This is a genomic window from Methylotuvimicrobium sp. KM2 (genome assembly GCF_038051925.1).
Classification (GTDB): domain Bacteria; phylum Pseudomonadota; class Gammaproteobacteria; order Methylococcales; family Methylomonadaceae; genus Methylotuvimicrobium.
On the sequence record NZ_CP150634.1, the window covers coordinates 2626525 to 2650721 of the forward strand.

At 49.0% G+C, this 24197-nt stretch carries 21 protein-coding genes; 5 read left to right on the forward strand and 16 right to left on the reverse strand.

Annotated features, from left to right (window positions below):
- Positions 1 to 84 precede the first annotated feature (84 nt).
- The 4 genes from WJM45_RS11135 (at position 85) to WJM45_RS11150 (ending at position 4702) form a co-directional block, all read left to right on the forward strand.
- On the forward strand, positions 85 to 1449 hold the full coding sequence (locus tag WJM45_RS11135; protein WP_341325177.1) for an NAD-dependent succinate-semialdehyde dehydrogenase: 1365 nt from the start codon (positions 85 to 87) through the stop codon (positions 1447 to 1449).
- 725 nt (positions 1450 to 2174) lie between these two features.
- A complete protein-coding gene (locus WJM45_RS11140; protein ID WP_341325178.1) occupies positions 2175 to 3473 on the forward strand; it encodes a transposase in 1299 nt (432 codons plus the stop codon).
- Positions 3474 to 3535: 62 nt separating this feature from the next.
- The gene (locus WJM45_RS11145; protein ID WP_341325179.1) at positions 3536 to 4162 is read left to right on the forward strand and encodes a class I SAM-dependent methyltransferase; all 627 of its coding nucleotides are present in this window, start codon (positions 3536 to 3538) and stop codon (positions 4160 to 4162) included.
- 96 nt (positions 4163 to 4258) lie between these two features.
- Positions 4259 to 4702, forward strand: a complete 444-nt coding sequence (locus WJM45_RS11150) for a hypothetical protein (RefSeq protein ID WP_341325180.1) — start codon at positions 4259 to 4261, stop codon at positions 4700 to 4702.
- A gap of 79 nt (positions 4703 to 4781) precedes the next feature.
- Here WJM45_RS11150 and WJM45_RS11155 read toward each other — a convergent pair whose 3' ends face one another.
- The 3 genes from WJM45_RS11155 to WJM45_RS11165 form a co-directional block, all read right to left on the reverse strand.
- The gene (locus WJM45_RS11155) at positions 4782 to 5054 is read right to left on the reverse strand and encodes a Txe/YoeB family addiction module toxin (RefSeq protein WP_341325181.1); all 273 of its coding nucleotides are present in this window, start codon (positions 5052 to 5054) and stop codon (positions 4782 to 4784) included.
- The gene (locus WJM45_RS11160; protein ID WP_026130013.1) at positions 5035 to 5307 is read right to left on the reverse strand and encodes a type II toxin-antitoxin system Phd/YefM family antitoxin; all 273 of its coding nucleotides are present in this window, start codon (positions 5305 to 5307) and stop codon (positions 5035 to 5037) included. The genes WJM45_RS11155 and WJM45_RS11160 overlap by 20 nt, the downstream gene beginning before the upstream one ends.
- 245 nt (positions 5308 to 5552) lie before the next feature.
- Positions 5553 to 6113 (reverse strand): YigZ family protein, encoded by a 561-nt coding sequence (locus WJM45_RS11165; protein WP_341325182.1) that lies wholly within the window; start codon positions 6111 to 6113, stop codon positions 5553 to 5555.
- A gap of 140 nt (positions 6114 to 6253) precedes the next feature.
- Between WJM45_RS11165 and WJM45_RS11170 the strand changes: the two genes are divergently transcribed.
- Complete coding sequence (locus WJM45_RS11170; protein WP_341325183.1) at positions 6254 to 6925, forward strand: DUF6655 family protein; 672 nt, start codon at positions 6254 to 6256, stop codon at positions 6923 to 6925.
- A 195-nt stretch (positions 6926 to 7120) separates the two neighbouring features.
- On the opposite strand, the gene ylqF is transcribed toward WJM45_RS11170, so the two are convergent.
- The 13 genes from ylqF to alaC all read right to left on the reverse strand — a co-directional run bounded on the left by ylqF (position 7121) and on the right by alaC (position 24014).
- Positions 7121 to 8041, reverse strand: a complete 921-nt coding sequence (gene ylqF, locus WJM45_RS11175) for a ribosome biogenesis GTPase YlqF (RefSeq protein WP_341325184.1) — start codon at positions 8039 to 8041, stop codon at positions 7121 to 7123.
- A 53-nt stretch (positions 8042 to 8094) separates the two neighbouring features.
- The gene (locus tag WJM45_RS11180; protein WP_341325185.1) at positions 8095 to 8415 is read right to left on the reverse strand and encodes a hypothetical protein; all 321 of its coding nucleotides are present in this window, start codon (positions 8413 to 8415) and stop codon (positions 8095 to 8097) included.
- Positions 8412 to 9200 carry a DUF2272 domain-containing protein gene (locus WJM45_RS11185; protein WP_341325186.1) on the reverse strand — a complete coding sequence of 263 codons (789 nt, stop codon included), beginning with the start codon at positions 9198 to 9200 and terminating at the stop codon, positions 8412 to 8414. Before WJM45_RS11185 ends, WJM45_RS11180 begins: the two co-directional genes overlap by 4 nt.
- 63 nt (positions 9201 to 9263) lie before the next feature.
- Positions 9264 to 10223: a tRNA (adenosine(37)-N6)-dimethylallyltransferase MiaA gene (miaA, locus tag WJM45_RS11190; RefSeq protein ID WP_341325187.1), complete on the reverse strand. Its 960-nt coding sequence runs from the start codon at positions 10221 to 10223 to the stop codon at positions 9264 to 9266.
- Between the two features lie 443 nt (positions 10224 to 10666).
- Positions 10667 to 12484: a DNA mismatch repair endonuclease MutL gene (gene mutL, locus WJM45_RS11195; protein ID WP_341325188.1), complete on the reverse strand. Its 1818-nt coding sequence runs from the start codon at positions 12482 to 12484 to the stop codon at positions 10667 to 10669.
- Between the two features lie 181 nt (positions 12485 to 12665).
- On the reverse strand, positions 12666 to 14084 hold the full coding sequence (locus WJM45_RS11200) for an N-acetylmuramoyl-L-alanine amidase (protein ID WP_341325189.1): 1419 nt from the start codon (positions 14082 to 14084) through the stop codon (positions 12666 to 12668).
- A gap of 536 nt (positions 14085 to 14620) precedes the next feature.
- The gene (gene tsaE / locus WJM45_RS11205) at positions 14621 to 15094 is read right to left on the reverse strand and encodes a tRNA (adenosine(37)-N6)-threonylcarbamoyltransferase complex ATPase subunit type 1 TsaE (protein ID WP_341325190.1); all 474 of its coding nucleotides are present in this window, start codon (positions 15092 to 15094) and stop codon (positions 14621 to 14623) included.
- Positions 15094 to 16563 carry an NAD(P)H-hydrate dehydratase gene (locus WJM45_RS11210; RefSeq protein WP_341325191.1) on the reverse strand — a complete coding sequence of 490 codons (1470 nt, stop codon included), beginning with the start codon at positions 16561 to 16563 and terminating at the stop codon, positions 15094 to 15096. Before WJM45_RS11210 ends, tsaE begins: the two co-directional genes overlap by 1 nt.
- A gap of 34 nt (positions 16564 to 16597) precedes the next feature.
- Entirely contained in the window at positions 16598 to 17758 is a 1161-nt protein-coding gene (locus WJM45_RS11215; protein ID WP_341325192.1) for an HD domain-containing phosphohydrolase, read from the reverse strand.
- Positions 17759 to 18138: 380 nt separating this feature from the next.
- Positions 18139 to 19884 (reverse strand): single-stranded-DNA-specific exonuclease RecJ, encoded by a 1746-nt coding sequence (recJ, locus tag WJM45_RS11220; RefSeq protein ID WP_341325193.1) that lies wholly within the window; start codon positions 19882 to 19884, stop codon positions 18139 to 18141.
- 490 nt (positions 19885 to 20374) lie between these two features.
- A complete protein-coding gene (thrC, locus tag WJM45_RS11225; RefSeq protein ID WP_341325194.1) occupies positions 20375 to 21469 on the reverse strand; it encodes a threonine synthase in 1095 nt (364 codons plus the stop codon).
- Positions 21470 to 21475: 6 nt separating this feature from the next.
- On the reverse strand, positions 21476 to 22786 hold the full coding sequence (locus WJM45_RS11230) for a homoserine dehydrogenase (RefSeq protein ID WP_341325195.1): 1311 nt from the start codon (positions 22784 to 22786) through the stop codon (positions 21476 to 21478).
- 43 nt (positions 22787 to 22829) lie between these two features.
- Positions 22830 to 24014, reverse strand: coding sequence for an alanine transaminase (gene alaC, locus WJM45_RS11235; protein ID WP_341325196.1), 1185 nt, complete (start codon positions 24012 to 24014; stop codon positions 22830 to 22832).
- Positions 24015 to 24197: the final 183 nt, after the last annotated feature.

The window sequence follows — 24197 nt, forward strand, 5'->3', positions numbered from 1 at the left end:
TCTTCATGGTTATTTCGTAATATTGAATCCAAGTCCATTTAATAATGCAGCATAGGAAACTTTTATTGACTCAGGGAGCAGCCAATGGCCTTTCATGCAATCAACCCCGTTGACGGTAGCACTATACTAACCTTGGACAACTGGGAAGCATCCCGGTTGTCCAAGGCAATGGATGTTGCCGAACTGGCAGCCGGGCCGTGGGCCGACACGCCGATCAAAAAACGTTGTGCGCTGATGCATAAGGCAGCGGAGGTCTTGCTGGCACGTCAGGAAGAGTTGGCCACGATCATCACCCGGGAAATGGGTAAGCTGATCAAGGAATCGCGCGGTGAGATCGAGAAGTGTGCCTGGGTATGTGAGTACTATGCCGAACACGGGCCGGGGTTCCTCGAAGATGAACATATCGAAACCGACGCCGCCAAGAGCCTGGTCGCTTATCAGCCGTTGGGGATCATCCTGGCGGTGATGCCATGGAACTTCCCATTCTGGCAGGTCTTTCGCTTTGCGGCTCCGGCACTGGTGGCGGGTAATACCGGATTGTTGAAACACGCCTCGAATGTGCCGCAGTGTGCGCAGGCAATTGAATCTGTGTTTAAGGAGGCCGGCTTTCCCGAGGGGGTCTTCACGACACTGATGATCGGATCAGTTCAGGTCCGTGGTGTGATCGATGATCCACGGGTCAAGGCTGTAACCCTGACCGGCAGTGAGCCGGCCGGAAAATCGGTGGCGGAGGCAGCCGGTGCGAATATTAAAAAATCCGTTCTGGAATTGGGCGGGTCGGATGCCTTTATCGTGCTGGACGACGCCGATCTGGAACTGGCGGTAAAGCAGGGTGTGACCTCGCGTTATATGAATGCTGGCCAAAGTTGTATCGCGGCCAAGCGGTTTATCGTGGTGGATGCGATTGCCGATGCATTTCTGGAAAAATTCAAAGCCGCTGTGGAAGATCTGCGTACGGGTGATCCAATGAGTGTAGATACCACCCTAGCACCGATGGCGCGCCACGATCTGCGCGATGAATTACATAAGCAGGTGATTGAAAGCATCGAGGCGGGCGCGAAGATTGTCACCGGTTGTGCACCGGAAGCCGGCAGCGGTGCTTATTACCAAGCCTCCATTATTGATCATGTTAAACCCGGTATGCGTGCCTGGCACGAAGAACTGTTCGGCCCGGTCGCAATCGTGATTCGCGCCAAGAATGAAGATGATGCTGTGTCTATTGCCAACCGCAACGACTTCGGCCTAGGCGGCAGTGTCTGGACGCAAAGCAACGCGCGCGGTGAACGCGTGGCGCGGCAGCTAAAATGCGGTGCGGCATTTGTGAACGGCTTGGTAAAAAGCGATCCGCGGATGCCGTTTGGTGGTATCAAACGTTCCGGTTATGGGCGTGAGTTATCGCATCATGGTATTCGCGAGTTTGTGAATGCCAAAACGATCTGGATTAAATGATTACTACTGTCATTGCGAGGAGCCTTGGAAAGGCGACGCAAAACGGTACCAGGACTTGCAATCAAGCATCTATACTCAAACTAACAGCAGCAATTCCCAATTTGGGGATCAAAAAGGGTTTGGGGTGTGCTTGGCGAGGATGTCGGCAGCAGGGAGCTGCCGCCAAGCCCCCATGGATGGGTTTACGGCGTTCCTCGACAGGCATACCCCATACCCTAAGATCGGCGAAAATGCTCAAACTGGGAATTGCTGAACTAACAGGCAGCTATCCCGAAACCTTCCGCCGGTCGGCGCTTTGCTAAACCTTACAGCAACTCCTATGTGGATGGTTACTTGCTTTATGTGCCGAGGGTTCGCATACGACCCAAACCGGTCTCTTAATTTAGATGTTTGACTGTCGCTTGAGTTGGTAATTGCGGTCATTCAAAACGTGGCTTTGGAATTATCCCGATCGGTTTATCATGAATGAAAAATAGGGTATACCGTTTAGAACATCTAGCGTTGAAGCAGCATTCTTGACAATAAAGCAGAAAAAGCCGTATGTTAGCCCGGTCGGGACAATAATTTGTTATACACAATCGGAATCATCGTGGAGTTATTAGAAGTAGTACCTTGGGGAAGATCCCATAAGCGCCAACTTAAGACGCAAGGCATTGATTCACAGTTGAAAAATCAAGATGTGGCCACAACATAGAGTATTTTTACCGACGAAAGTGAAAATCCCTATGAAGCAGCCACAGCTAACAGATACCCTTTTTGATGACTTTTTGCAAGAGCTTCCAGCAGATTTCCAGGAGCAGGCCTATGAATTACAGGCGTTTGCACGGGCACGGAAAATCCGATCACCGTTGCAATTATTGCAGTTAGTCCTGTTGTATTGCGGACTGGACTTGTCGTTGCGCAGCTGTGCCGGCGAAGTTGCCAAGCTTCAAGGCTATTTGAGCGACACGGCGGTGACCAAGCGACTGGCGGCCTGCGTGGCGTGGATCAAGTCGTTACTGAAGCGTGTGTTCGGATTGGATAAACAGATTAACAATGGCTCCTTGAATTTCATTGTGATTGACGGTTCGACCGTGCAAGAACCCGGCGCGAAAGAAACAACGTATCGCTTGCATGTGGCGATCGACTTGATGAGCTTGACACTCCGCGAGGTCAACGTCACGACCGATAAAGTTGGCGAGAGCTTGGATCACTATCAGTTGACTGCAGGTGATGTCGCGTTGCTGGATCGAGGCTACAACCAACCGAAGTCTTTAGTCCCGCTCATTGATCGCGGCGGCCACGTCGTACTGCGCTACAATCCACACAGCATGACGCTTTACGAACGGTGCAACGAACCGAAAGGTGTTAAAATCGATTGGGAACAGCGCATACGCGATTTGAATGGTCAGCCGGGTGCGATACCGGTTTATCTGTGCCATCAAGACAAACGTATTGAAGGCGTGGTGCATGCGATGCCGTTACCGCCGGAACAGGCGGCGCAAGCACGCCGCAAAGCGAAACAACGCGCGCGTGATAAAGGTCGCACGGCGAGCCAAAAGACCTTGATGCTGAGCGGCTGGGTGTTGATTTTTACTTCGCTCCCCGAAGCGCTGCTCGACACGAAATCAATCGCTGAGCTCTACCGGGTTCGCTGGCAAGTGGAGTTGGTCATAAAGCGGCTAAAGAGCTTGCTTGATATCGACCGGCTACGCGCCCGAAAAGACAGCAAGCTGGCGGATTTATATTTGCACGGCAAGTTACTGTTTGCTGCAGTGACTCAAAAAATAGCGCAGCGCCGATTCGGCCGGGCGGCTACCACAATGGACGGTGATCGTTCGATTACCCATTGGCGTTTATGGCGCACGATCGCCAATGAGATCAAGGCAGGACTTACGGCTTGTTTTCCAAAAAATGAGCGCTTTATTGACGACTGCATAAAAAGCCTCTGTGAACGTCCGCGCAAGAAAAAGCTTCAGGGTTTACCGGATCGTGTTTTGGAACTCATTATTGAAGGTCGGGGAGGTGGCGTTAGTCTTGCTTAATCAAATACTTAGATTCTTAAGTTGGCGCTTATGGGGGAAGATCCTTCAGCGAGTACAAAGAAATGTTCTCGCTCTCAAGTGATGATCTTAGAAAGAAGATACTTGGCTGTGGAGATGGGCCAGCTTGTTTTAATGCAGAATTATCTACCAACGGTGGCAATGTAATATCAATTGACCCAATATATCAATTTAGCGCTGTTCAAATCCAATCAAGGATTGAAGAGGTTTATCCTCGGATAATGGATCAAGTGTCAAGAAACAAAGAGGACTATGTCTGGGCGAACATTCGCGACGTTAAAGAGCTTGGAGAAGTTAGAATGGAGGCAATGAAGACCTTCCTGAGTGACTATGAAAATGCACAAGAAACTGGGAGGTATCTGAACGCCTCATTGCCAACACTACCATTTGAGAATGCCGAGTTCGATTTAGCTTTGTGTTCACATTATTTGTTCTTGTATAGCGACCATGTAAATCAGGAACAACACGTCGCATCCATGAAAGAGTTGTGCCTCGTTGCCAAAGAAGTGCGCGTTTACCCGCTGTTATCCATTAGCAACAACAAAATGTCTCCGCATCTCGCGCCAGTCATGGAGGCGCTAGAGGAAGGAGGCGTTAACGTCTCTTTGGTATCTGTAAAATATGAATTCCAAAAAGGTGCTACTGAAATGCTGGTGGCCAAATGTGTATAACACGGAGCTCCACCCGACCAAAAACCGCGATGCGGTTTTCGTCGGGTGATCTTGATCGTTATGCCTATTACACCATCGTCAACAAAAGGAGGTTTTATGAAAGTCAACACTGAATCAAATCACTTTTACACCACGCAGCGTGCACAGACCTCCACTGCGACAAGCACCAACTCCGCATCGTTTTCGTCAATGCTAACAGCAGCCACTGCCGAAACATCTACCGTTAAGCAAGCAGATTTCACCAGCATGACGCGCAAGGAAATGTTCGATTGGATGAATGATCAAATCCGTGGAGGGAAAATGTCGCTTGATGAAAGCTCACCTTTCCTAGGGATGACGATGAAAATATCGGCGGCGACCGGTCAACCAGTCGATATGGCCACAGACGCTACACGCATTAATTTCGTTGAGAAGGCTCGTTTGGGTATTGAAGGCGCCCGCTCAAACAACGATCCGGATTTAGCCAAGCGGTTACAGGCTGCGATAGAGATTATGATCCGGCAGCAAGGACAAGCGTTTGGAGTTGATACACGTGCATAAGGTGTGGTCACACACATTGGCATAACCCGGCGCTCAACCGGACCTGCGCAAAAAGCCGCGCAGTCCGGTTAGCTCTACGTTAGAGCTGATCGTAGTGACCACCAATAGCGAAGATATAAATGGACCTTTCGTCAAACCGATATATCAAACGATCTCTTCGTGATATCCGCTTGGACCAAAGGCCAGAGAGGTTGTGCTTAAGTGGCTCAGGCTTCCCTAAACCTGAAGCAGGGTCGTTTGAACGCAGCATTTCCTTGAGTAATTTACACAAAGCCTTGTGCAATTGTTTGTCCTTCTCGCGCATAGTTTCATACGCTTCCCAGGTGTTGCCTTCAAATACCTGTGATCTCATTCATTTGCTCTTCAGTCGGTATATAGCCTTTACCACGGTTGTGGGTTTCAAGGGAGTAGGCAATCTGTTGCATGAGGCTCTGGCTTTGGAGAACATGAAGCGTTTCTTGCTCTCGCTCCCAGTCGTCGGCGCTCATTACAACGAATGCCTCTCCGGCTCGTCGAGTTACCTTGAGTGGTTCATGCCTGCTAACCACTTGTTCTACAACGCTCTTCAGGTTGTCTCTAAATTTGTTTACACTGATTGTATCCATGATGGCACCTTGATGTACGGAGTTTCCGTACAAGTATACGTCAAGTGCCCTAACAAGGCCAAGCACAGCGACAGCTTTTTCGTTGCGGCTTCGCCTTCACTTCTAAGCTGCGCGTGTTGGCGGCGTTAAGAATAGGGAAGTTATTTATGACCGAATCCATAGCTACTATTGCCCATTCTCGCGCGAATCCTTAAGGTCAACCTATGCCACGCAAAAGCGGGAACTATAGAAAGAAGCAGACCTAGTCAAGCTAAAAACTTGAACAAAGCCTCTTGATTGGCTGCGGGCAATTCAACCAGCAAATCGATCTGCTCGGAAAAATCCTGCTGTATAATTCGCCCGTCCAACTTTTTGAGTTGATACTCGATCTGCTGCATTTGAGGATAGGCGAGCGTTAATCTGACTCTTGTCAGCTCCACATAATCTATGATTTCCGCCGACTCGATGACATGCTTCGCGGCGTTGCCGTAAGCCCGCGTCAACCCGCCGGCGCCGAGTTTCACGCCACCGAAATAACGAATCACCGCGACTAACACATTGATAAGATCCTTACCCTCCAAATGCTGAAAAATCGGTTTTCCGGCCGTACCGGACGGCTCGCCGGCATCATGAAAACGGCAAATGAATGCTTGCTCCGTTCGAATTCGATAAGCGAAGGCGATATGACTGGCATCCGGATATTCGACCGCCAACTGCCTGAGATTTTGCAAAGCCTCTTGCTCATCGGCAGCCGGTATAATGACTCCGATAAAACGCGATTTTTTGATGATGTCTTCAATCGTATGACGCGACTTGATTAACTGCATTTTTACTTTCAATTTTTAGTGTAATTATTCAGCATGAGTTATGTACAAAAATAAGCTGCATATATACCCATACTGAATAATTACGATTTATTTAGGATTTAATAACGAATCGTCACCTGGCGATCAACTATTGTTCAATTATGACTAACCCTTTTAATTATTGCCTACGCTATTATTGTACTGTCATTAGTATTTTTGCCTTAACTTTAACAGGATGTTCGACGGTAAAGGAATCGTTGCCGGCGCGAACCGCAACCGAACAACTGTTACTCTCTACCGCGGCCGATCACGCCGCGCAAAAAATGACGATCGATTTACCTAAACAACATAAAATTTTCCTAGACACTCAATATTTCGATACCGTCAGCATCGATGCCAAATATGCCATCGGTGCGATCAAGAACCAATTATTGACTCTTGGATACCCTGTTGTAAGTGATAGAAAAGAGGCTGACTCCATCGTCGAAATTCGTTTGGGCGCTTTATCGATCAATCAACACAAAAGCCGCTGGTTAGGACTTCCGCACCTGAACGTCCCCATTCCACTAACGGGGACTCTTGAAATACCTGAAATTGTTTTGCTGGGTAACAATAAACTGGAAGGTATCGCGAAAATAGGCTTGTCTGTTTATGATGCTAATGTAGGTAAGCTGGAAAGTGTTATTGAGCCAAGCTATGGTTTTTCCCGATTCGTTGAATGGACGGTGTTATTAGTCAGCTGGACAGATTCCGATTTGGTACCGGAAAATGCCCGCAATGAACATGAAAGTCCCAGGCTTCATGAACGTTTGTTGATCAATGGCGAAATTTAGGCCTTAAGATAGCCAAGGCTTTTTTAAACTTAGTCAAAAGCATTTTGCCCACGAATCACAAAAAAATCACTTAAATATTCAACTAGTTATGCTTTCCAAGTTGCTCACCTAAATGCTGATATAAGAGATTTATGTAACCCGATGATTGCTTTCATGTATTTCGTGATTTTCGTGGACTGACTGCAGAATTTAAGCTTAAAGAGCACCTTTACGTTTTTGCTTTCGTGTCAGCTTTTTCGCGGCCTTCTGCTGCCTGATCACGGCCAACTCGGTCAATTCTTGCTCCATCATCGCTGGTGTTTCCAGCGTGAGTCTTCCCAATATTCCCGAACGAAGTTCGGACAACAAGATCTTCGCGGTCTTGTCGATATCGATCCGACCGCCTGAGCGCAAACAGCCTCGACTTTTTCCGATGGCAAGCATCAATTCGTGTTCGTTGTTAGGAAGAGGGTCTATTTTGAATCGATCAACTAGACAATCAGGATAAAGTTTAAGCAGAAATTCGGCGGCAAAATACGCAATATCGTCATGCTTGATCGCTGTATCCTTGATTGCGCCGGTTACCGCGAGCCGGTAGCCGGTGTTTTTATTTTCCAAATTCGGCCAGAGCATACCAGGCGTATCGAGTAGAGCAATATTGTTTCCGATCGAAATGCGCTGTTGGGCTTTAGTAACAGCCGGTTCATTGCCGGTCTTAGCGATGACTCGTCCAGCCAATGCATTGATCAATGTAGATTTCCCGACATTCGGAATCCCCATGATCAACGCATGAATCAAGCGATTATCCGACTCATCGACGGCCAGCAATTTTCGGCATAATTCTGTTAACTGCCTGATTTTTTCCGGCTGTTCGATACTCAGCGCGAGCGTTTTCACGCCTTGTTCGCGCTCCAAATAGTCTTGCCATTGCCGCGTTGCTTCAGGGTCGGCCAAATCGCTTTTATTCAATACCTTGATACAAGGCTTAGAACCACGAAGTTGCGCCAACAGCGGATTTTCACTGCTGAATGGAATGCGCGCGTCGAGAATTTCAATGAACAAATCGACCTGAGGCGCAATCTCCCTGATTTCCTTCCCAGCCTTGTGCATGTGCCCCGGATACCATTGTATATGCATAATAAATCGTCAAATTCCAATAAAAATCATAAACCAAGCCCATCTTTCACCTTTCAAGCGCCGAACGGGGGGTATAAAACCGTTCGCAACGTTACTGGACGCTGGAGCGTGGCAACGAAGAATGTCGCGGTACATGCGATGATACACATATAGCACCACTTTATGCCTCTATATCGCGAAGCTAGAGCTTCGATTATGGCTTTCCCAAGCAAGGAGCTTGGGAAACAGCGGAATCTTTCTCCTTTCTCCTTTCTCCTTTCTCCTTTCTCCTTTCTCCTTTCTCCTTTCTCCTTTCTCCTTTCTCCTTTCTCCTTTCTCCTTTCTCCTTTCTCCTTTCCCCTTTCCCCTTTCCCCTTTCCCCTTTCATCTTTCATCTTTCATCTTTATTCCCTTCCCTCTGTTCCAAAACAATCAACCAAGGGCGATGAGCAGTCGGTTGCACAATTCCGTTACTATCCAAGGAAACGCGCGTCATCGATACGGCATCGAGCACATTGCCGCCGATCACGTCGAGCGCATCGTTTTTTTTGGCAACGACCAAATCGCAATGATAAGGCCCTCGGCGTAATTGTCTGAATGCCTGGACTTGTTGCGTAAAAATTTCGCTGCGCGGCGCGCATAATAAATCGCCGGGATTAGGGCTGAAAAAGTGCGCATCGCGGGCGATAAACCGGGCATTTTTTCCGGCATATAGCGCATGTTCGATATAATCCCAATGCAGTACGGTCGAAGGCAAATCCTGTTCCGGCACACCGGCGCTACGCGCCAACCAAACGATGAAGGCGGCCGACCAGGGCCGAACTTCACCTTCGTGATTCAGTAACGGCAAATGCGTCGCGTTGTACCAATAAAGAATGACTCGGGAGAAATAAGGTGCTTGGGTTTCATGCGTCGTTACCTTGTCTTCCGGAAAGATCAATTCGGGTTCGCCGCCGTTATAGTCGGCTATCGGGCATCCGAATAGTGTCCATTCCTGTTGCGCCAAATAAATCATGCGCTCCCGAACCGAAGGAATCTTGAAAGCCGGAGCGATACCGCTTTGATGCATGATCCGAAACGCCTCGTCCTTGACCTGTGCGGTGCAAGCGGCTACCAACAATATCGGCACCCAAAATAGCGAGCGTAAAAAAAAACCGCGTTCCCTTTCCAAATTAAGCATTGCAACTCAATGTGCACCCTACAAGCTATCGATAGTCTACACACGGCTCCTCCGGAAAACGACTCAACCCGACTCGGCAATATACCGCAACGCTCGGTCCAACGCTTTAGGATCGCCGCTAATCAAAGCTTGTGCCTCGGTTTCACGACGCAACCAAGTGAACTGCCGCTTCGCCAATTGCCTCGTAGCGACAATGGCTTTCTCGGTCATATCCGCATGATCGTATTCGCCTTGTAAATACGACCACACTTGCCGGTAGCCTACCGCGCGTATCGACGGCATTTTTTCCGATAAATCTCCGCGTCGATAAAGCCTTTCCACTTCTTCGACCAGTCCTTTGTCCAACATCTGATGAAACCGTCTTGCGATAATTTCGTGCAGTAGTTTTCGGTCCGACGGCGCGATGACCAATTTGACCGCGCGAAAAGAAAGCGGCTGTGTCTCAGCCTCGCTGAACAATTCAGTCAAGGTTTTGCCGGTCAATCGATACACCTCGAGCGCACGTTGCACCCGCTGCGGATCGTTCGGATGAATACGCACGGCGGAGTCCGGATCGATTTGCGCCAATCGCCGATGCATCGCTTCCTTGCCGATGTGTTCGAGCTCATTATCCAGCTCGGCCCTAAGCGCCGCGTCGGCGGACGGCAGTTGCGCCAAGCCGTGATTGAGCGCATTGAAATACAGCATCGTGCCGCCGGTCAGCAAGGGCAGTTTGCCGCGAACGCTGATATCCGCGATCAATTCCAGCGCTCGTGCTCTGAATTGCCCGGTCGAAAATGCCTCGCTCGGATCGAGAATATCGATTAAATGATGCACAATGCCGCCTCTTTCAGCCGACGTGGGTTTGGCTGTGCCGATATCCATGCCGCGATAGACGAGCGCCGAATCGACACTAACAATCTCAGCATCAAGCGCTTCGGCCAATTGCACCGATAAAGCAGTCTTACCGGAAGCGGTCGGTCCCATCAAAAACACCGCCGTGGGCTTGGTTGATTGGGGCGCGATACACTTAGGAACTAACATAAAATAACTTCGACAAATGCTGAAAGGGGGTTCGGTGGCTCGATTGACAGGCATCGGCGGCAGGGCAGATTTTTGCTCCTCGGCAATTGCTCCTGCATTGCCCTAATACACGCCATCCATGGCGTAATGCAAAATCTGCATTCATGCCATCCATGGCAATCTGATAGCTGCCGTCGAGCCTACATGGATGTATTCACGGCGTCCTGTCAAGCGAGTCGCCGAACCACCAGCAATTCCCAGTTTGAGCAGTTTCGCCGATTTTAGGGTGTGGGGTATGCCTGTCGAGGAACGCCGTAAACCCATCCATGGGGGCTTGGCGACAGCTCCCTGCTGCCGACATCCTCGCCAAGCATACCCCACACCCTTTTTGATCTCCAAATTGGGAATTGCTGCCGAACCACCACACTGCCAAAAACTTGTAGAAGTAAATTTGTGCATATTCCTTACCGTCCACGCAGGAAAAATTTATCCAGTTCCTGAGTCGATAGTTCGACCCAAGTCGGGCGTCCATGATTACATTGCCCGATGCGTTCGGTCCGTTCCATGTCGCGCAACAAGGCATTCATTTCATCGATCGACAAACGGCGGCGCGCACGAACCGAGCCGTGACAAGCGACCGTCGCGAGAACTTCATTGGCTTTTTCTTGAATCCGCGTACTCAAGCCGTGCTCGATGATATCGGCCAACACGTCCCGAATCAACGATTCGCTATCGCCGCCGGCCAACAATACCGGAACCGAGCGCAACACGATCGTTTCAGGACCCGAGCGGCTCAATTCGAATCCGAGCGCATTGAAAAATTCCTGGTGCTGTTCGGCCAAGTCGGCCTCGCCGGCGCTGACCGCGATCTTAATCGGCAACAGCAACGGCTGGCTAGGCACGCTACCATTGTTGAATTGTTGCTTCAAGCGCTCATAAGTCACGCGTTCATGCGCGGCATGCGTATCGACCAGAATGATCCCTTTCGGCGTTTCGGCAAGAATATAGATATTATGCAGATGCGCGACAGCATACCCCAATGGATGATACGGCTCTTCGCCGGCTGTTGATGGCTCGGGGCTTTTACTTTCAGGTTCCGGCTCGACCGCCGGATACAGTGAGGCGTAAGCGCGAATATCCTCCTCGACATGCAGCGGCAGCGTATTTTGCTTCGGCTTGGCTTGAAATTGGACTTGTGGCTTGACGAGCGGCTGCTCCGGAGATTGCGGCGGCATCGGAACGAATTCTTCGATCGGATTGGACCGTTGCTCTTGACTCCCCGGCCTTAAATCGGCCAACGACCGATGCAGCGCCCGATACAGAAAATCATGGACCAGACGGCCTTCCCTGAAACGAACCTCGAGTTTAGCAGGATGCGCGTTGACATCGACCAAGGCCGGATCGAGATTCAAATACAGCACGAATACCGGATGGCGACCGTGATAAAGCACATCCTGATAAGCCTGTTTCACCGCATGCGAGACCAGCTTGTCCTTGATCAAACGACCGTTGACATAAAAAAACTGCATGTCCTGCTGGCTTCGCGAGAAAGTCGGTAAACCGACCCACCCGGTCAATTGCAAACCCGAAGCCTCGAAATCGATTTTGACCGAATTGTTGATAAACTCCGAACCGCAAATACCGGCAATACGCTGTTCGCGCTGTACCTCGGTCGTGACCGGTTTCAGATTCAACACTTCGCGTTGATTATGCGTCAAGGCAAATCCGATATCGAAACGGCTCAACGCCATGCGTTTAATCAGCGTTTCGATATGACCGAATTCGGTTTTTTCGGTTTTGAGAAATTTTCGGCGCGCTGGGGTGTTGTAAAACAAATCGCGCACATCGACTGTCGTGCCTTGAGGATGCGGGTCCGGCTGCGGATCAAAATTCTGCTCGGAACCGTCCGCATCGACTCGCCAAGCGCAATCGGCACTCTCGATTCTGGAAATCAATGTCAGCCGGGCGACCGAGCTGATGCTGGGCAAGGCTTCGCCGCGAAAACCCATTGTCGAAACATGCTCCAAATCATCGAGCGTTGCGATTTTGCTGGTGGCATGGCGAGATAAAGCCAACGGCAGGTCATCCTTGTCGATACCACAGCCATCATCTCGGATTTTGATCCGGCGCATGCCTCCCTGCTCGATTTCGATGGCAACAGACGAAGCCCCGGCATCGAAGCAATTTTCGACCAACTCCTTAACGACCGAAGAAGGCCTTTCGACGACTTCGCCTGCGGCGATCTGATTGACGAGTTGAGTCGGAAGAGAATGAATACGCATGGAACAGCCTGAAACCAAATCGACTATTTTAGCCGATCAGTCAAAGCCATGTCAGTTTGAATTACAACAAGCAAAAAACTGCGTGTTTCGTGAGAAAAATGCTTTTTATAGATATAAAGATTGGCAAACCAAACCCCGATTCACCTTTCACCTTTCACCTTTCCTCTTTCACCTTTAAAAATCACCCATCAACAGGAATACTCAAAACTTGACCGATCCTAACCTGATTATCATTCATTGCATTAGTCGTTTTAATTTTCTGCATGCTAATTCCATATTGCTGCGCTATACCTGACAAAGTTTCGCCACGGCTGATGACGTGTTGTCGACCTTGTTCGGCGATATAAGTTCCGGCTGGAGCCGCCTGCTGAAAGTAACTGTCGATACCATTGAAAATAGCTCGGGCCATTTTGCTCTGATGAGCAACACTGCGCAGTTTACTTTCTTCGTCCGGGTTCGAAATAAACGCGGTTTCGACCAAAATTGCCGGTACATCGGGCGATTTAAGCACCAAAAAGCCTGCTTTTTGCACCGACCGAGAATGTAAATGACCAACTTGCTTTAAGCTTCCGAGTATCTTTGACGCTGCATTTTGACTGGCTTCTTGAGTGGCGGTCATCGATAGATCGAGTAGCACGGACGCCAATACGTCGTCTTTATCGACTAAGCTGACGCCTCCAACCAGATCGGCGGAATTTTCATGATTGGCCAACCATCGCGCCATTTCGGTCGTCGCACCTTTGTTAGATAAGGTAAATACCGACGCACCTTTAACACTTGGATTATCGTAGGCATCGGCATGGATCGATACAAATAAATCGGCCTTTGACTCTCGAGCAATTTTCATGCGCTTTTTCAGGTCGATGTAGTAGTCGCCTTGACGAACCATCACGGCTCTCATTCCCGGCTTTCTGTCGATCAATGCCGCTAATTTTTTTGCGATCGCAAAAGTCACGTCTTTTTCATGAGTGCCGTGCGGGCCTTTTGCTCCAGGGTCTTGACCGCCATGACCGGCATCGATCGCTATTACAACGTCTTTGCTGCGTTGCGGCGCTTTTTTCACCGATTTATTATGTGATACAGCTAACGCTTCGGAACTCGCGGAAGGCCTTTTAGCAGGATTAGGCGAAGCGTTTCGCTTTGAAACCAATGGATGCGATGCAACCGAAAGTGAAACGGGAGGCTTGGCAGCAAGAACATCCTGTTTGGCAAAAAAATCAATCATCAATTGATAGCCACCGGATTGATTAACCGGAATCGTCAAATTCTTAGCTATTCCGTTCTTTTTCAAATCGACGACAACTCGCAAATCTTTATCGTTACGAACCGCGCTTCGAATTTTTTTAAACAACGGATGATTGGAAGACGGTTGCTCAAGTTTTCCGTTTAAACGAGCATCACGGATGTCGATAACTAAACGCGGGGGATTATCCAGTTGAAATACTTTATGTGAAAATTTCGCCGACAGATCGAAAATCAACCGGGAGTGATCGGAAGAAATTTGATGCTTCAAGGAATTAACCGCCGTTTGTTGCGCAAACGCCGATCCTGCCCAGAAATGCAACACCGCAATAAATAACATATTGATAAAACTACGCATGACCCAACCCAAGCTTGCTATTTTACCGACGGTAAATCCCCGTCATTGAAAGTTTGCCGCTAAATTTCCGGACTTAATTTCAATAAGTATCCAGTTCAATTAAAATTAGCAGACATTATCTTTTTAACTTTTCTAGTAACTATTCAGAGCATGCGGTAGGTTGGCGTCAGGCATTGATTTCTAAGGACGCGTGAACCCAGCACCTAAATAATCCAAAATTGTTTATCATAGCAAATGGATTATGGTATTTAGTTGCTGGGTGAATACATCCCTGTAAACTCTGACTGCAACGTCCTGTTGCAGACAGCCTTATAAATCAATGCCTGACACCTTCTCATACATGACCTATGCTGAATAATTACCTTTTCTATAACTTTAAGACTTGAGCACCGAAATTAGACGTTAAGGAACGGGCATTTTATATCTTTCGCAACCGTCAGTTTTTTTGTCCTTCCCTAAGCAATTGAAAATACAAGCACTTCAATGAATCGCTTAGTTTTTTCTCTATTTCAAAAGCCTTCAAGTTATAAATTCGTTTAAAGTATAGCAGTATGTCTTTGTTTTATCACGCTAGATAAAAAGTTTTTTAAGCTTAAATTGCTGGTCTCCACTTTTAGGTTTCGCTCTTGCCCGACAACGCTCAATGTCAAGACTAAATCAGGCTCCGGCAGAAAACCTTCGCCCATTTCCGGCCACTCGATTAAACAAACCGCATCTTGATCCAAATAATCATTAATCCCGATCCACTCCAGTTCTTCCGGGTCGGAGAGGCGATACAAATCAAAATGAATAACTGCTCGACCACTCGGCATATACTCCTCAACGAGCGTATACGTCGGACTTTTAACCGCACCCTGATGACCCAAAGCCCTCAACAAGCCCCGAACCAACGTAGTTTTTCCGGCACCTAATTGGCCTTTTAAAAAGATCAAGCATTTATGCGGCAACTGCCTCGACAGCTCGGCGCCGAATGCTTCGGTAGTCTCGGCATTTCTCAGTTTTATTTGCATTAATTTACCAAACGCCTCAAATAAGGCATCAAATCGGTCGCTAAAAGACCCCGCTCACCGCCATCGACAGCAGCCGCATCGGCAGCCGAACCATGAATATAAACACCATACTCGGCGCTTTCCCAGTTGCTGAATCCCTGAGCCAATAGTCCGGCAATCACTCCGGTCAGAACATCCCCCATGCCTCCGGTTGCCATGCCCGGATTACCGACATCGGCAACTGCGACATGATGGTGACTAGCAATCAATGTACCCGCCCCTTTCAGCACACAAATACCGCCATATTGCCGCCTGATCGAATTTACTGCGGCGAAACGATCATGTTCGACTTCGGATACCGAGCATTTCAACAAACGCGAAGCCTCGCCCGGATGCGGCGTCAATATGAAATGGTCACCGTATTGGCCCGAATCCGCCAGCCAGTTCAAGCCGTCAGCATCGATCACCGTTGGCTTAGCGAATCGGATCGTGGCATCGAATAAACCTTTCGACCAATCGCTTCGTCCCAACCCGGGTCCTAATACAAGAACATCTGCACAATCGATGATCGTCTCTATGCTCTCCGGATCGAGGTCACCTCGACACATCAATTCCGGCCGCGAGCTATTGATCAATATAGCGTGCTCAGGATGCGTCAACACGGTAACGAGCCCCGCACCAACTCGTAACGCGGCTTCACCTGCCATGCGAATCGCTCCCGAATAACCGACATCACCGCCAATCACTAAGACACGGCCAAAATGACCTTTGTGCGCACAGCGACTTCTTCGCGGTGGTTGCAGAAAACGAATGCGTTGCGCGGCACAATCGACCCTGTCAAAAACCGCGTTAGGAATATCGAGCGATGCATAATAAACTTTTCCGCAATAATCCGGCGCATCTCCGGTAAACAAGCCTTTTTTCAACCCGATAAAAGACACGGTCAAATCCGCTTTGACCGCACAACCCATGATTTTTCCTGTATCGGCATTCAATCCGCTTGGAATATCGACCGCAATGACGAAAGCCCGACTGGCATTGATGGCCGCTATCGCATCGGCATGTAAACCTTCGACTTCACGATCCAAGCCGGTACCTAATAGCGCATCGATGATCACTTCTTCGCTAAGTAAAGCTTTCGTATCATAGCCCGCAACTTTACAGCCGCTATCGATGCAATCTCGATATGCCGTGAGCGCATCGCCCTTAAGCCTAGAAACCTCGACAACAGAATAAACCGTTACCTCCATTCCGGCAGCAATTGCTAAACGCGCTATCACATAGCCATCTCCGGCATTGTTACCGCCGCCACAAAAAATCGTGCAACTTGTCGCTTCCGGACAGAACGCCTTGACCCGCTCAAATACCGATTGACCTGCCCTGCACATCAATTCATAACCGGGAATGTAAAATTCATCGATAGCCGTTCGGTCCAGTTCTCTTACTTGATCGGCGGAATATAGTTCGAGTGGAAGATCTTGCCTGCTCATTGCTTCATCGAAAATAATTGTATTTAAGTTCAGCTTAATAGCCCCAAAACTTATTGGCTTGATCAACGTTAAATCCCTTTGGCGCCGAACAAGGCTTGCTAATTTTATACAGCGCAATGCCGCAATCGCGTTTTTGAGGCTCTCGATAAAAGGCACCACGAGGGCTTATAAGAGCGTGCGCGTAAGGCCCCGATGTTTTACTGCCCTTAACTGTGGCGCGCTTAGTAATCAAAGCAATTTCGCCGTTTTGCAAATCGACGAATGTACCGGGGGGATAAATACCGGTTTCGCGGATGAATTGATTTGCCAATTGCTCATCGATTTCATTGCCGCGTTTCGAAAATAGCGATTTGATCGCATCATGCGCCAAAACCGGAGCTCGATATTTGCGGCCGGTGATCAACGATGTATAGATATCGGCCAGAGAGATGACTTTGGCCCCCTCGCTGATAGCATCTCCGCTGAGCTTATTGGGATAACCGCTACCGTCGTTTTTTTCATGATGCTGTAAAACCATCGCCAGCCAATCTCTTGATTCTATACCGGCTTTTTTTAACAACATGACGCTTTGTTTAGGGTGTTCTATGATTTGCTGACGCTGCTCACTTGTCAACGGAGAATCTTGTTGATAAAGCTGATCCTGTAATTTCAGCATGCCTAAATTCATCGTCAGCGCCGCGCTAATGATCAGTTCGTTATCCTCATCGGTTAACTGCCTGCGCCGACCGAGTAAGCCGGACAATACTGCAGTATATATCGAATGAATGACGGCATAATTATCAGCGCAGCCCAGTAAATGAATCGCGCCTAATGCGGCATTAGGATCGAATACGATTATTATCCGTAAAAGCTCGGCAATTTTCGCTATTCGCGATTGTACATTCTCGGCTTTTTGATCTGCCAAATCTTGAAACAATGGATACAACTTCTGGTTGCAATAAGCAATAGCAGTAAACGGATTGGTTTGTAGTTTTTTTTGATCCGGCTCTTGCTTTAAAGCTTCTCTTAGCTCGATTTCTTGTTCCGTAAGATTCCTATAAACCCCTTTTTCAAGCAACACGTTAAGTTGCTTTTCAGTGGTAACAATCGTATTTTTCTTCAATAACAACGATTGTTCGAAGGTAAAAATGGAAAAAGGCAGCGGCGTATTTAATTCGATATCGCTGGGCTGTACTTTGACTAACTCTATTTCCATGACACACCTAAAGCTTAGGAATTTTTCGTACCATTCAGTATAGCCTGAAGACTACAAATTTTGCGAAAAGCTGAACTTTAACGTTTCAGCCTGTCTTGCACGCTTACTCCCTTTACTCGCTTTATACTCAAAAAATGGCTAACATTATGAAGGGAGTATACCTATCGCACATCAAGTTTCGGCATTAACGTATGGAGGCGCCGGGGTGTCGGCAAAGGCTTTGACAGCATGGATGCTGTCACAGAGCCTACATGGACGTATTCACGGCGTCCTTTGACGAACATCCCGACGCCGAAATTTGACTAGCAAAGAGTATAGTAGTAATGCTCCTAATAGATCAGCACTGATCGGAAAAATCAGCCGCGTTCGCGCTCCATTCTTTAATTCAGCTTTTCCAGATACTGAATCACAAATTGTAGCGTTCGATTGCCTCGGTATTCATTGATATCCAGCTTGTAAGCAGCATGGATTGTTCGAATTCCCAGCCATTGTTCCGGCTTTTCGATAAAGAAAGCAATCGCGTCGATCAACTGCTTGTTTTCGGCCTGACGCAACACCAATTTTAAATGATGCTGCCCAACGATACGGGCCTGAATGACCTCGAACACACCATCGAAAACCGGCTCCGGAAACTCCTGCCCCCAAGTGCCCGAACGCTGCAATAACTCGGCGAATTCCAACGTCAACTCGTTTTCCGACAATTCCCCGTCGGAATACACCTTCTGTTCTAGGTCCATATTCGCTATACGCCGACCGACCATCTCATCGAAGGCTAACGCAAAAGGCGGATAATCGTGCATTTGTATGCTCATTCCGGCCGCCATCGCATGACCGCCGAACTTATTAAGAATATTGGGATGAGCCGAGGCTATGTCGCTCAGAACGTCGCGGATATGCACACCGGGAATCGATCGCGCCGAACCTTTGATTTCGCCGTTACCGGCCGGAGCGAAAGCCACGACCGGCCGGTGCAGTCTATCCTTGATTCTCGATGCCAGAATACCGATTACGCCTTGATGCCAATTTTCATCAAACAGGCAAACGCCGGCCGGCAGATGTTTTTCATCTAAGGCTTTCATTTCGTTCAACAGACTCATCGCTTCGACCTTCATCTGACCTTCGATGTCCCGGCGATCCTTATTCATTTCATCAAGCTGCTGTGCGATATCTTTGGCCAAAGAAACATCATCGGTTAGCAGGCATTGAATGCCCAGCGCCATATCGTCCATGCGCCCGGCAGCGTTGAGCCTGGGTCCCAACGCAAAGCCTAGGTCGGATGAGGATAGATACCGATGATTCCGCCCCGATACTTCGACCAAGGCCAGTATTCCCGGATGACAACGACCCGAACGAATTCGCTGCAGGCCTTGATGAATCAATATCCGATTGGTCTGATCAAGCGGCACGACATCGGCGACCGTGCCCAAAGCAACCAAATCCAGTAATTGTGCTAGATTCGGTTCGGGTATGGCTTGTTGTTGAAACCAATCGACTTCACGAAGGCGACTTCTCAATGCGGTTAGTACATAAAACATGACGCCGACGCCTGCCAATGATCGACTAGGAAACGGTTCGTCCGGCAAATTCGGATTGACGATTGCATCGGCCTCAGGCAATGTCTCGCCGGGCAAATGGTGATCGGTGACCAAAACTTTGATACCTAGCGCCTTAGCCGCGTCAACGCCGGCTATGCTCGATATGCCATTATCGACGGTGATAATCAATTCGGGCTCTTGGCGTTTGACCAACTCGACTATCTCCGGCGTCAACCCGTATCCGTATTCAAAACGATTCGGCACGATGAAGTCGACATTGACCGCACCGAACATGCGTAAGCCTCTAATAGCAAGGGCACAACTGGTCGCCCCGTCGGCATCGAAATCGGCCACAATAGTGATTCGCTGCTGCTTGCTTAGCGCTTCGATCAAATGAGCAACCATGGCCTTCATCCCGGACAACAGCCACGGCGAAGGCAATCCAGCCAACGAACGGTCTAATTCATCCGCGGATTTAATACCCCGGCTTAGAAATATGCGCTGCAAAACCGGGTGCATATCACCCAAATCCAGCTTTTTCTTACCCGGAGGACGGGGAATAATGGTTTTTTTAACGCCTTGGGAGTACATAGGGGTCAGGTGCAAGGGGAAAGGATCAAGGAACAAGGGGCGAGTGAAAATTGCCCAACCCAGTTTTGTTGGTATAACCGTCAGCCACATGACTGTCTTACCAGATGGCACGACATTACCGCCCTCAAACCCTCGTTTTTTCGCACTACTGGTCTATTGGTGCTTATGGATGACGGCGATCGCGGAGAATGGGAATCATACAATCCTCACCATTTATTGTGTCACATAACACTCGCGAATTACCTAACGCTAGGTGATCCGCGTGGGGTACGCTGTGCGTACCCTGGTAACCCCGCGATGTTCATGTGCCAACCGAACCGCCAAGGCACGGCTTTGGTACGCGCAGCGTACCCTACAATTTATGTATAACGATGAGACCTCTGCGTGGAAACGCCCGAGCACCGCTCCAGCGGTACGAGACGCTAGCGCGTCTCGGTCTGCATTCCCACGCTAGAGCGTGGGAACGATAAAAGGGAGTAACAATCAGTTTTTATAGACTATCGAGTATCGCTTTCTTGACTGCGTCCAAATCGGCTTCGATCGTGACCGGATGCGCGTCTTGGCATTGCTTGATCGCAATATCGGGATCTTTGATGCCGTTGCCGGTCAATGTACAAACGATCGTGCTGCCTTCGGGAATATTACCCAGCTCGATGTCATGCAGCGCGCCGGCCAAGGATGCTGCCGAAGCAGGCTCGCAAAAAACACCTTCGTTCGAGCTCAACAATTTTTGCGCGGCTAAAATTTGCTCGTCGGTCATCGCGTCAAACCAACCTTCCGATTCGCGTTGCGCGGCCCAAGCCAAATCCCAGGATTGCGGGCGTCCGATGCGTATCGCGGTTGCTACCGTTTCGGGATGATCGATCATTTCCCTAGCGATGAAAGGCGCGGCGCCGGCCGCTTGATAACCGCACATCACGGGACGCTTATTCGTCACGGCTTTCAGCGAGCCGATATCGGTCGAATATTCCTTATAGCCTTTCCAATAGGCCGAAATATTGCCGGCATTACCGACCGGCAGACAGTGATAATCGGGTGCGGTACCCAGTTCGTCGATGATTTCGAATGCAGCGGTTTTTTGTCCTTCAAGACGGAACGGATTGATCGAATTGACAATCGAAACCGGTGCATGATCGACGATTTCCTTAACCAAAGCCATGCCCTGATCGAAGTTACCGTTGATCTGAATGATCTTGGCTCCGTACATCAAAGTTTGCGCTAATTTACCCAACGCGATCTTGCCTTCCGGAATCAACACGAATGCTTTGATGCCCGCGCGTACCGCATAGGCCGCCGCGGAAGCCGAAGTATTGCCGGTCGATGCACAGATAATGGCTTGACTGCCTTCATCGACCGCTTTGGTCACAGCCATTGTCATGCCGCGATCCTTAAACGAGCCGGTCGGATTCAAGCCCTCGAATTTAACATAAATATCGACGTCCTTGCCGATCAATCTTGGAATGTTTTGCAGCTGTATTAAAGGTGTATTGCCTTCGCCTAGACTGATCAAGCGAGTATCATCAGCGACCGGTAGGCGATCTCTATAAGTTTCGATTAAACCTGTATAGCGTTTACGAATTGTCATTATGTTTTATCCCAGAGTTTCCAGTCGAATGCGACACACTTTGCCGGTTACGGTCGTTAATTGTTCGATCACGGTAATCGCCGCATTCATTTCCGATTCCAGTGTATTTTGAGTCAACATGATAATCGGCACCGATTTTTCATTTTCATGCGGTTCTTTTTGAATAATCGCTTCGATACTGATGTCGTGCAAAGCCAAGATGCGAGTAATATCGGCCAATACACCCGGCCTATCTTCGGCATTCAGCCTTAAATAATAAGCCGTATGAATTTGCTCGGCCGAAAGCATCGGAATATCGGCTAGCGCGTTCGGTTGAAAGGCCAAGTGCGGTACGCGGTTTTCGGGGTCGCTCGTTAATGCGCGAACGACATCGATCACATCGGCAACGACTGATGAAGCCGTAGGCTCGGCGCCCGCGCCTGCGCCATAATATAGCGTCGGCCCGACCGCATCGCCTTTAACCAATACCGCATTCATCACACCATCGACGTTGGCGATCAATCGACGTGCGGGAATCAAAGTCGGATGCACGCGCAGTTCGATGCCTTCGGAGGTTTTTCGCGCGATGCCCAGATGCTTGATGCGATAACCCAAGGTATCGGCATAATCAACATCGTCGCGCGTGATTTGCGTAATGCCTTCGGTATAGACCTTATCGAATTGCAAGGGGATACCGAATGCGATTGAAGCCAAAATCGTCAATTTATGCGCCGCATCGATCCCCTCAACGTCGAAAGTCGGATCGGCTTCGGCATAACCTAAAGCTTGAGCCTCAGCCAAGACATCCGCGAAATCGCGGCCTTTGTCACGCATTTCGGTCAAAATGAAATTGCCGGTGCCGTTGATAATGCCCGCCACCCACTCGATTTGATTGCCGCTCAAGCCTTCACGAATCGCCTTGATAATAGGAATTCCGCCGGCAACGGCGGCTTCGAACGCAACCATGACACCTTTGTCGCCGGCTTTCGCAAAAATTTCATTACCATGCAGCGCAATCAAGGCTTTATTCGCGGTCACAACATGCTTAGCGTTTTCAATCGCTTTAAGCACTAAGTCTTTCGCAATCGTTTCACCGCCGATCAACTCCACAACGATTTCAATCTCGGGATCGTTGACGATCTCATAAGGATCGGTCGTCAACGCGATGCCTTGCGTATCGCAAATCCGGCTTCGCTCAAGATCGCGAGCACTGGCGCGCGTTACGATAATTTCACGCCCTGCCCGGCGCGCAATTTCGGCGGCGTTGCGCTTCAAGACATTGACGGTGCCGCCGCCGACGGTACCTAGACCTAAGACCCCTACTTTGACCGGCTTCAAATTCGACTCCTACTAATTTCCCATAACCCGAACAAATCGCTCATTATACAACTTTGTCTTTCTTGAGCATATGTCGAATGCCGCGAATCGCTTGTCGGGTTCTGTGTTCGTTTTCGATCAAACCGAAACGAACGTGATCGTCCCCGTATTGTCCGAAACCGATACCCGGCGACACGGCTACTTTCGCATCGGCGAGCAATTTTTTCGAAAACTCGAGCGAGCCCATTTCTTTATAGGGTTCGGGAATCGGCGCCCAAACGAACATCGTCGCTTTCGGCTTCGGCACCGGCCAACCGGCGGCCGTCAAACCTTCGCATAAGACATCGCGCCTTTTCCGGTACATCTCGGCAATTTCAGTCACGCAATCCTGCGGACCCTCCAAAGCGCTAATCGCTGCAATCTGAATCGGTGTAAACGTACCGTAATCAAGATACGATTTGATCCTTGCCAATGCCGCAACGAGCTCTTTATTGCCGCACATGAAACCGACCCGCCAACCGGGCATGTTGTAACTTTTCGATAACGAAAAAAATTCGACCGCAATATCGGTCGCCCCCTTAACCTGAAGAATCGACGGTGCTTTGTAACCGTCGAACACGATATCGGCGTAAGCGACATCCTGGACAACCCAAATGTTATGCTCTTTGGCCATTTCGACGATTTTTTCGAAAAATTCCAGATCGACGCATTGTGTGGTCGGATTACCCGGAAAATTGAGAATCAGCATTTTCGGTTTCGGCCATGAATCGACGATGGCTTTATGCAGTTCCTCGAAAAAATCCACACCGGCAACCATTGCCACATGACGAATATCGGCGCCAGCGATCACGACACCGTAGGGATGGATCGGATAGGCCGGATTCGGAACCAATACGACATCGCCCGGCCCCAACGTAGCTAGAGCCAAATGCGCAAGCCCCTCCTTGGAACCGATCGTAACGATCGCCTCGGTATCCGGGTCCAAATCCACGTCGAAGCGATGCTTATACCAATTACATATCGCTCTTCGTAAACGAGGGATACCCTTGGAAACGGAATAACGGTGAGTGTCCTCTCGTTGAGCCGCCTCGACCAGCTTTTTGACGATGTGATCGGGTGTCGGCTGATCGGGATTACCCATTCCGAAGTCGATGATATCTTCCCCGGCCGCTCGGGCTTTCGCTTTTAGCTCGTTGACAATATTGAAAACATAGGGAGGCAAGCGACTGATTCGATGAAATTGTTCCATTTGCGGCTCTGAAGAAAGATTTGTTAGTCGGTAAGTTTAAAAAGCCGTCTAAATTACTGTTAATCAAAGGCTCTGTCAATTATGCATCAGCGGAAAGATGAAAGAAGAAAGAGGAAAGATGTAGGCTGTCGAAATAAAATATTAATCATTATAATTCAATTGTTTATTATTTTTTTGAGGTGA

Excerpts from the sequence above, each read along its gene's own strand:
- WJM45_RS11135 (WP_341325177.1), top strand. The coding sequence starts at position 85 with ATGGCCTTTCATGCAATCAACCCCGTTGACGGTAGCACTATACTAACC.
- WJM45_RS11140 (WP_341325178.1), top strand. The coding sequence starts at position 2,175 with ATGAAGCAGCCACAGCTAACAGATACCCTTTTTGATGACTTTTTGCAA.
- WJM45_RS11145 (WP_341325179.1), top strand. The coding sequence starts at position 3,536 with ATGTTCTCGCTCTCAAGTGATGATCTTAGAAAGAAGATACTTGGCTGT.
- WJM45_RS11150 (WP_341325180.1), top strand. The coding sequence starts at position 4,259 with ATGAAAGTCAACACTGAATCAAATCACTTTTACACCACGCAGCGTGCA.
- WJM45_RS11155 (WP_341325181.1), bottom strand. The coding sequence starts at position 5,054 with ATGAGATCACAGGTATTTGAAGGCAACACCTGGGAAGCGTATGAAACT.
- WJM45_RS11160 (WP_026130013.1), bottom strand. The coding sequence starts at position 5,307 with ATGGATACAATCAGTGTAAACAAATTTAGAGACAACCTGAAGAGCGTT.
- WJM45_RS11165 (WP_341325182.1), bottom strand. The coding sequence starts at position 6,113 with ATGCAGTTAATCAAGTCGCGTCATACGATTGAAGACATCATCAAAAAA.
- WJM45_RS11170 (WP_341325183.1), top strand. The coding sequence starts at position 6,254 with ATGACTAACCCTTTTAATTATTGCCTACGCTATTATTGTACTGTCATT.
- ylqF (WP_341325184.1), bottom strand. The coding sequence starts at position 8,041 with ATGCATATACAATGGTATCCGGGGCACATGCACAAGGCTGGGAAGGAA.
- WJM45_RS11180 (WP_341325185.1), bottom strand. The coding sequence starts at position 8,415 with ATGAAAGATGAAAGGGGAAAGGGGAAAGGGGAAAGGGGAAAGGAGAAA.
- WJM45_RS11185 (WP_341325186.1), bottom strand. The coding sequence starts at position 9,200 with ATGCTTAATTTGGAAAGGGAACGCGGTTTTTTTTTACGCTCGCTATTT.
- miaA (WP_341325187.1), bottom strand. The coding sequence starts at position 10,223 with ATGTTAGTTCCTAAGTGTATCGCGCCCCAATCAACCAAGCCCACGGCG.
- mutL (WP_341325188.1), bottom strand. The coding sequence starts at position 12,484 with ATGCGTATTCATTCTCTTCCGACTCAACTCGTCAATCAGATCGCCGCA.
- WJM45_RS11200 (WP_341325189.1), bottom strand. The coding sequence starts at position 14,084 with ATGCGTAGTTTTATCAATATGTTATTTATTGCGGTGTTGCATTTCTGG.
- tsaE (WP_341325190.1), bottom strand. The coding sequence starts at position 15,094 with ATGCAAATAAAACTGAGAAATGCCGAGACTACCGAAGCATTCGGCGCC.
- WJM45_RS11210 (WP_341325191.1), bottom strand. The coding sequence starts at position 16,563 with ATGAGCAGGCAAGATCTTCCACTCGAACTATATTCCGCCGATCAAGTA.
- WJM45_RS11215 (WP_341325192.1), bottom strand. The coding sequence starts at position 17,758 with ATGGAAATAGAGTTAGTCAAAGTACAGCCCAGCGATATCGAATTAAAT.
- recJ (WP_341325193.1), bottom strand. The coding sequence starts at position 19,884 with ATGTACTCCCAAGGCGTTAAAAAAACCATTATTCCCCGTCCTCCGGGT.
- thrC (WP_341325194.1), bottom strand. The coding sequence starts at position 21,469 with ATGACAATTCGTAAACGCTATACAGGTTTAATCGAAACTTATAGAGAT.
- alaC (WP_341325196.1), bottom strand. The coding sequence starts at position 24,014 with ATGGAACAATTTCATCGAATCAGTCGCTTGCCTCCCTATGTTTTCAAT.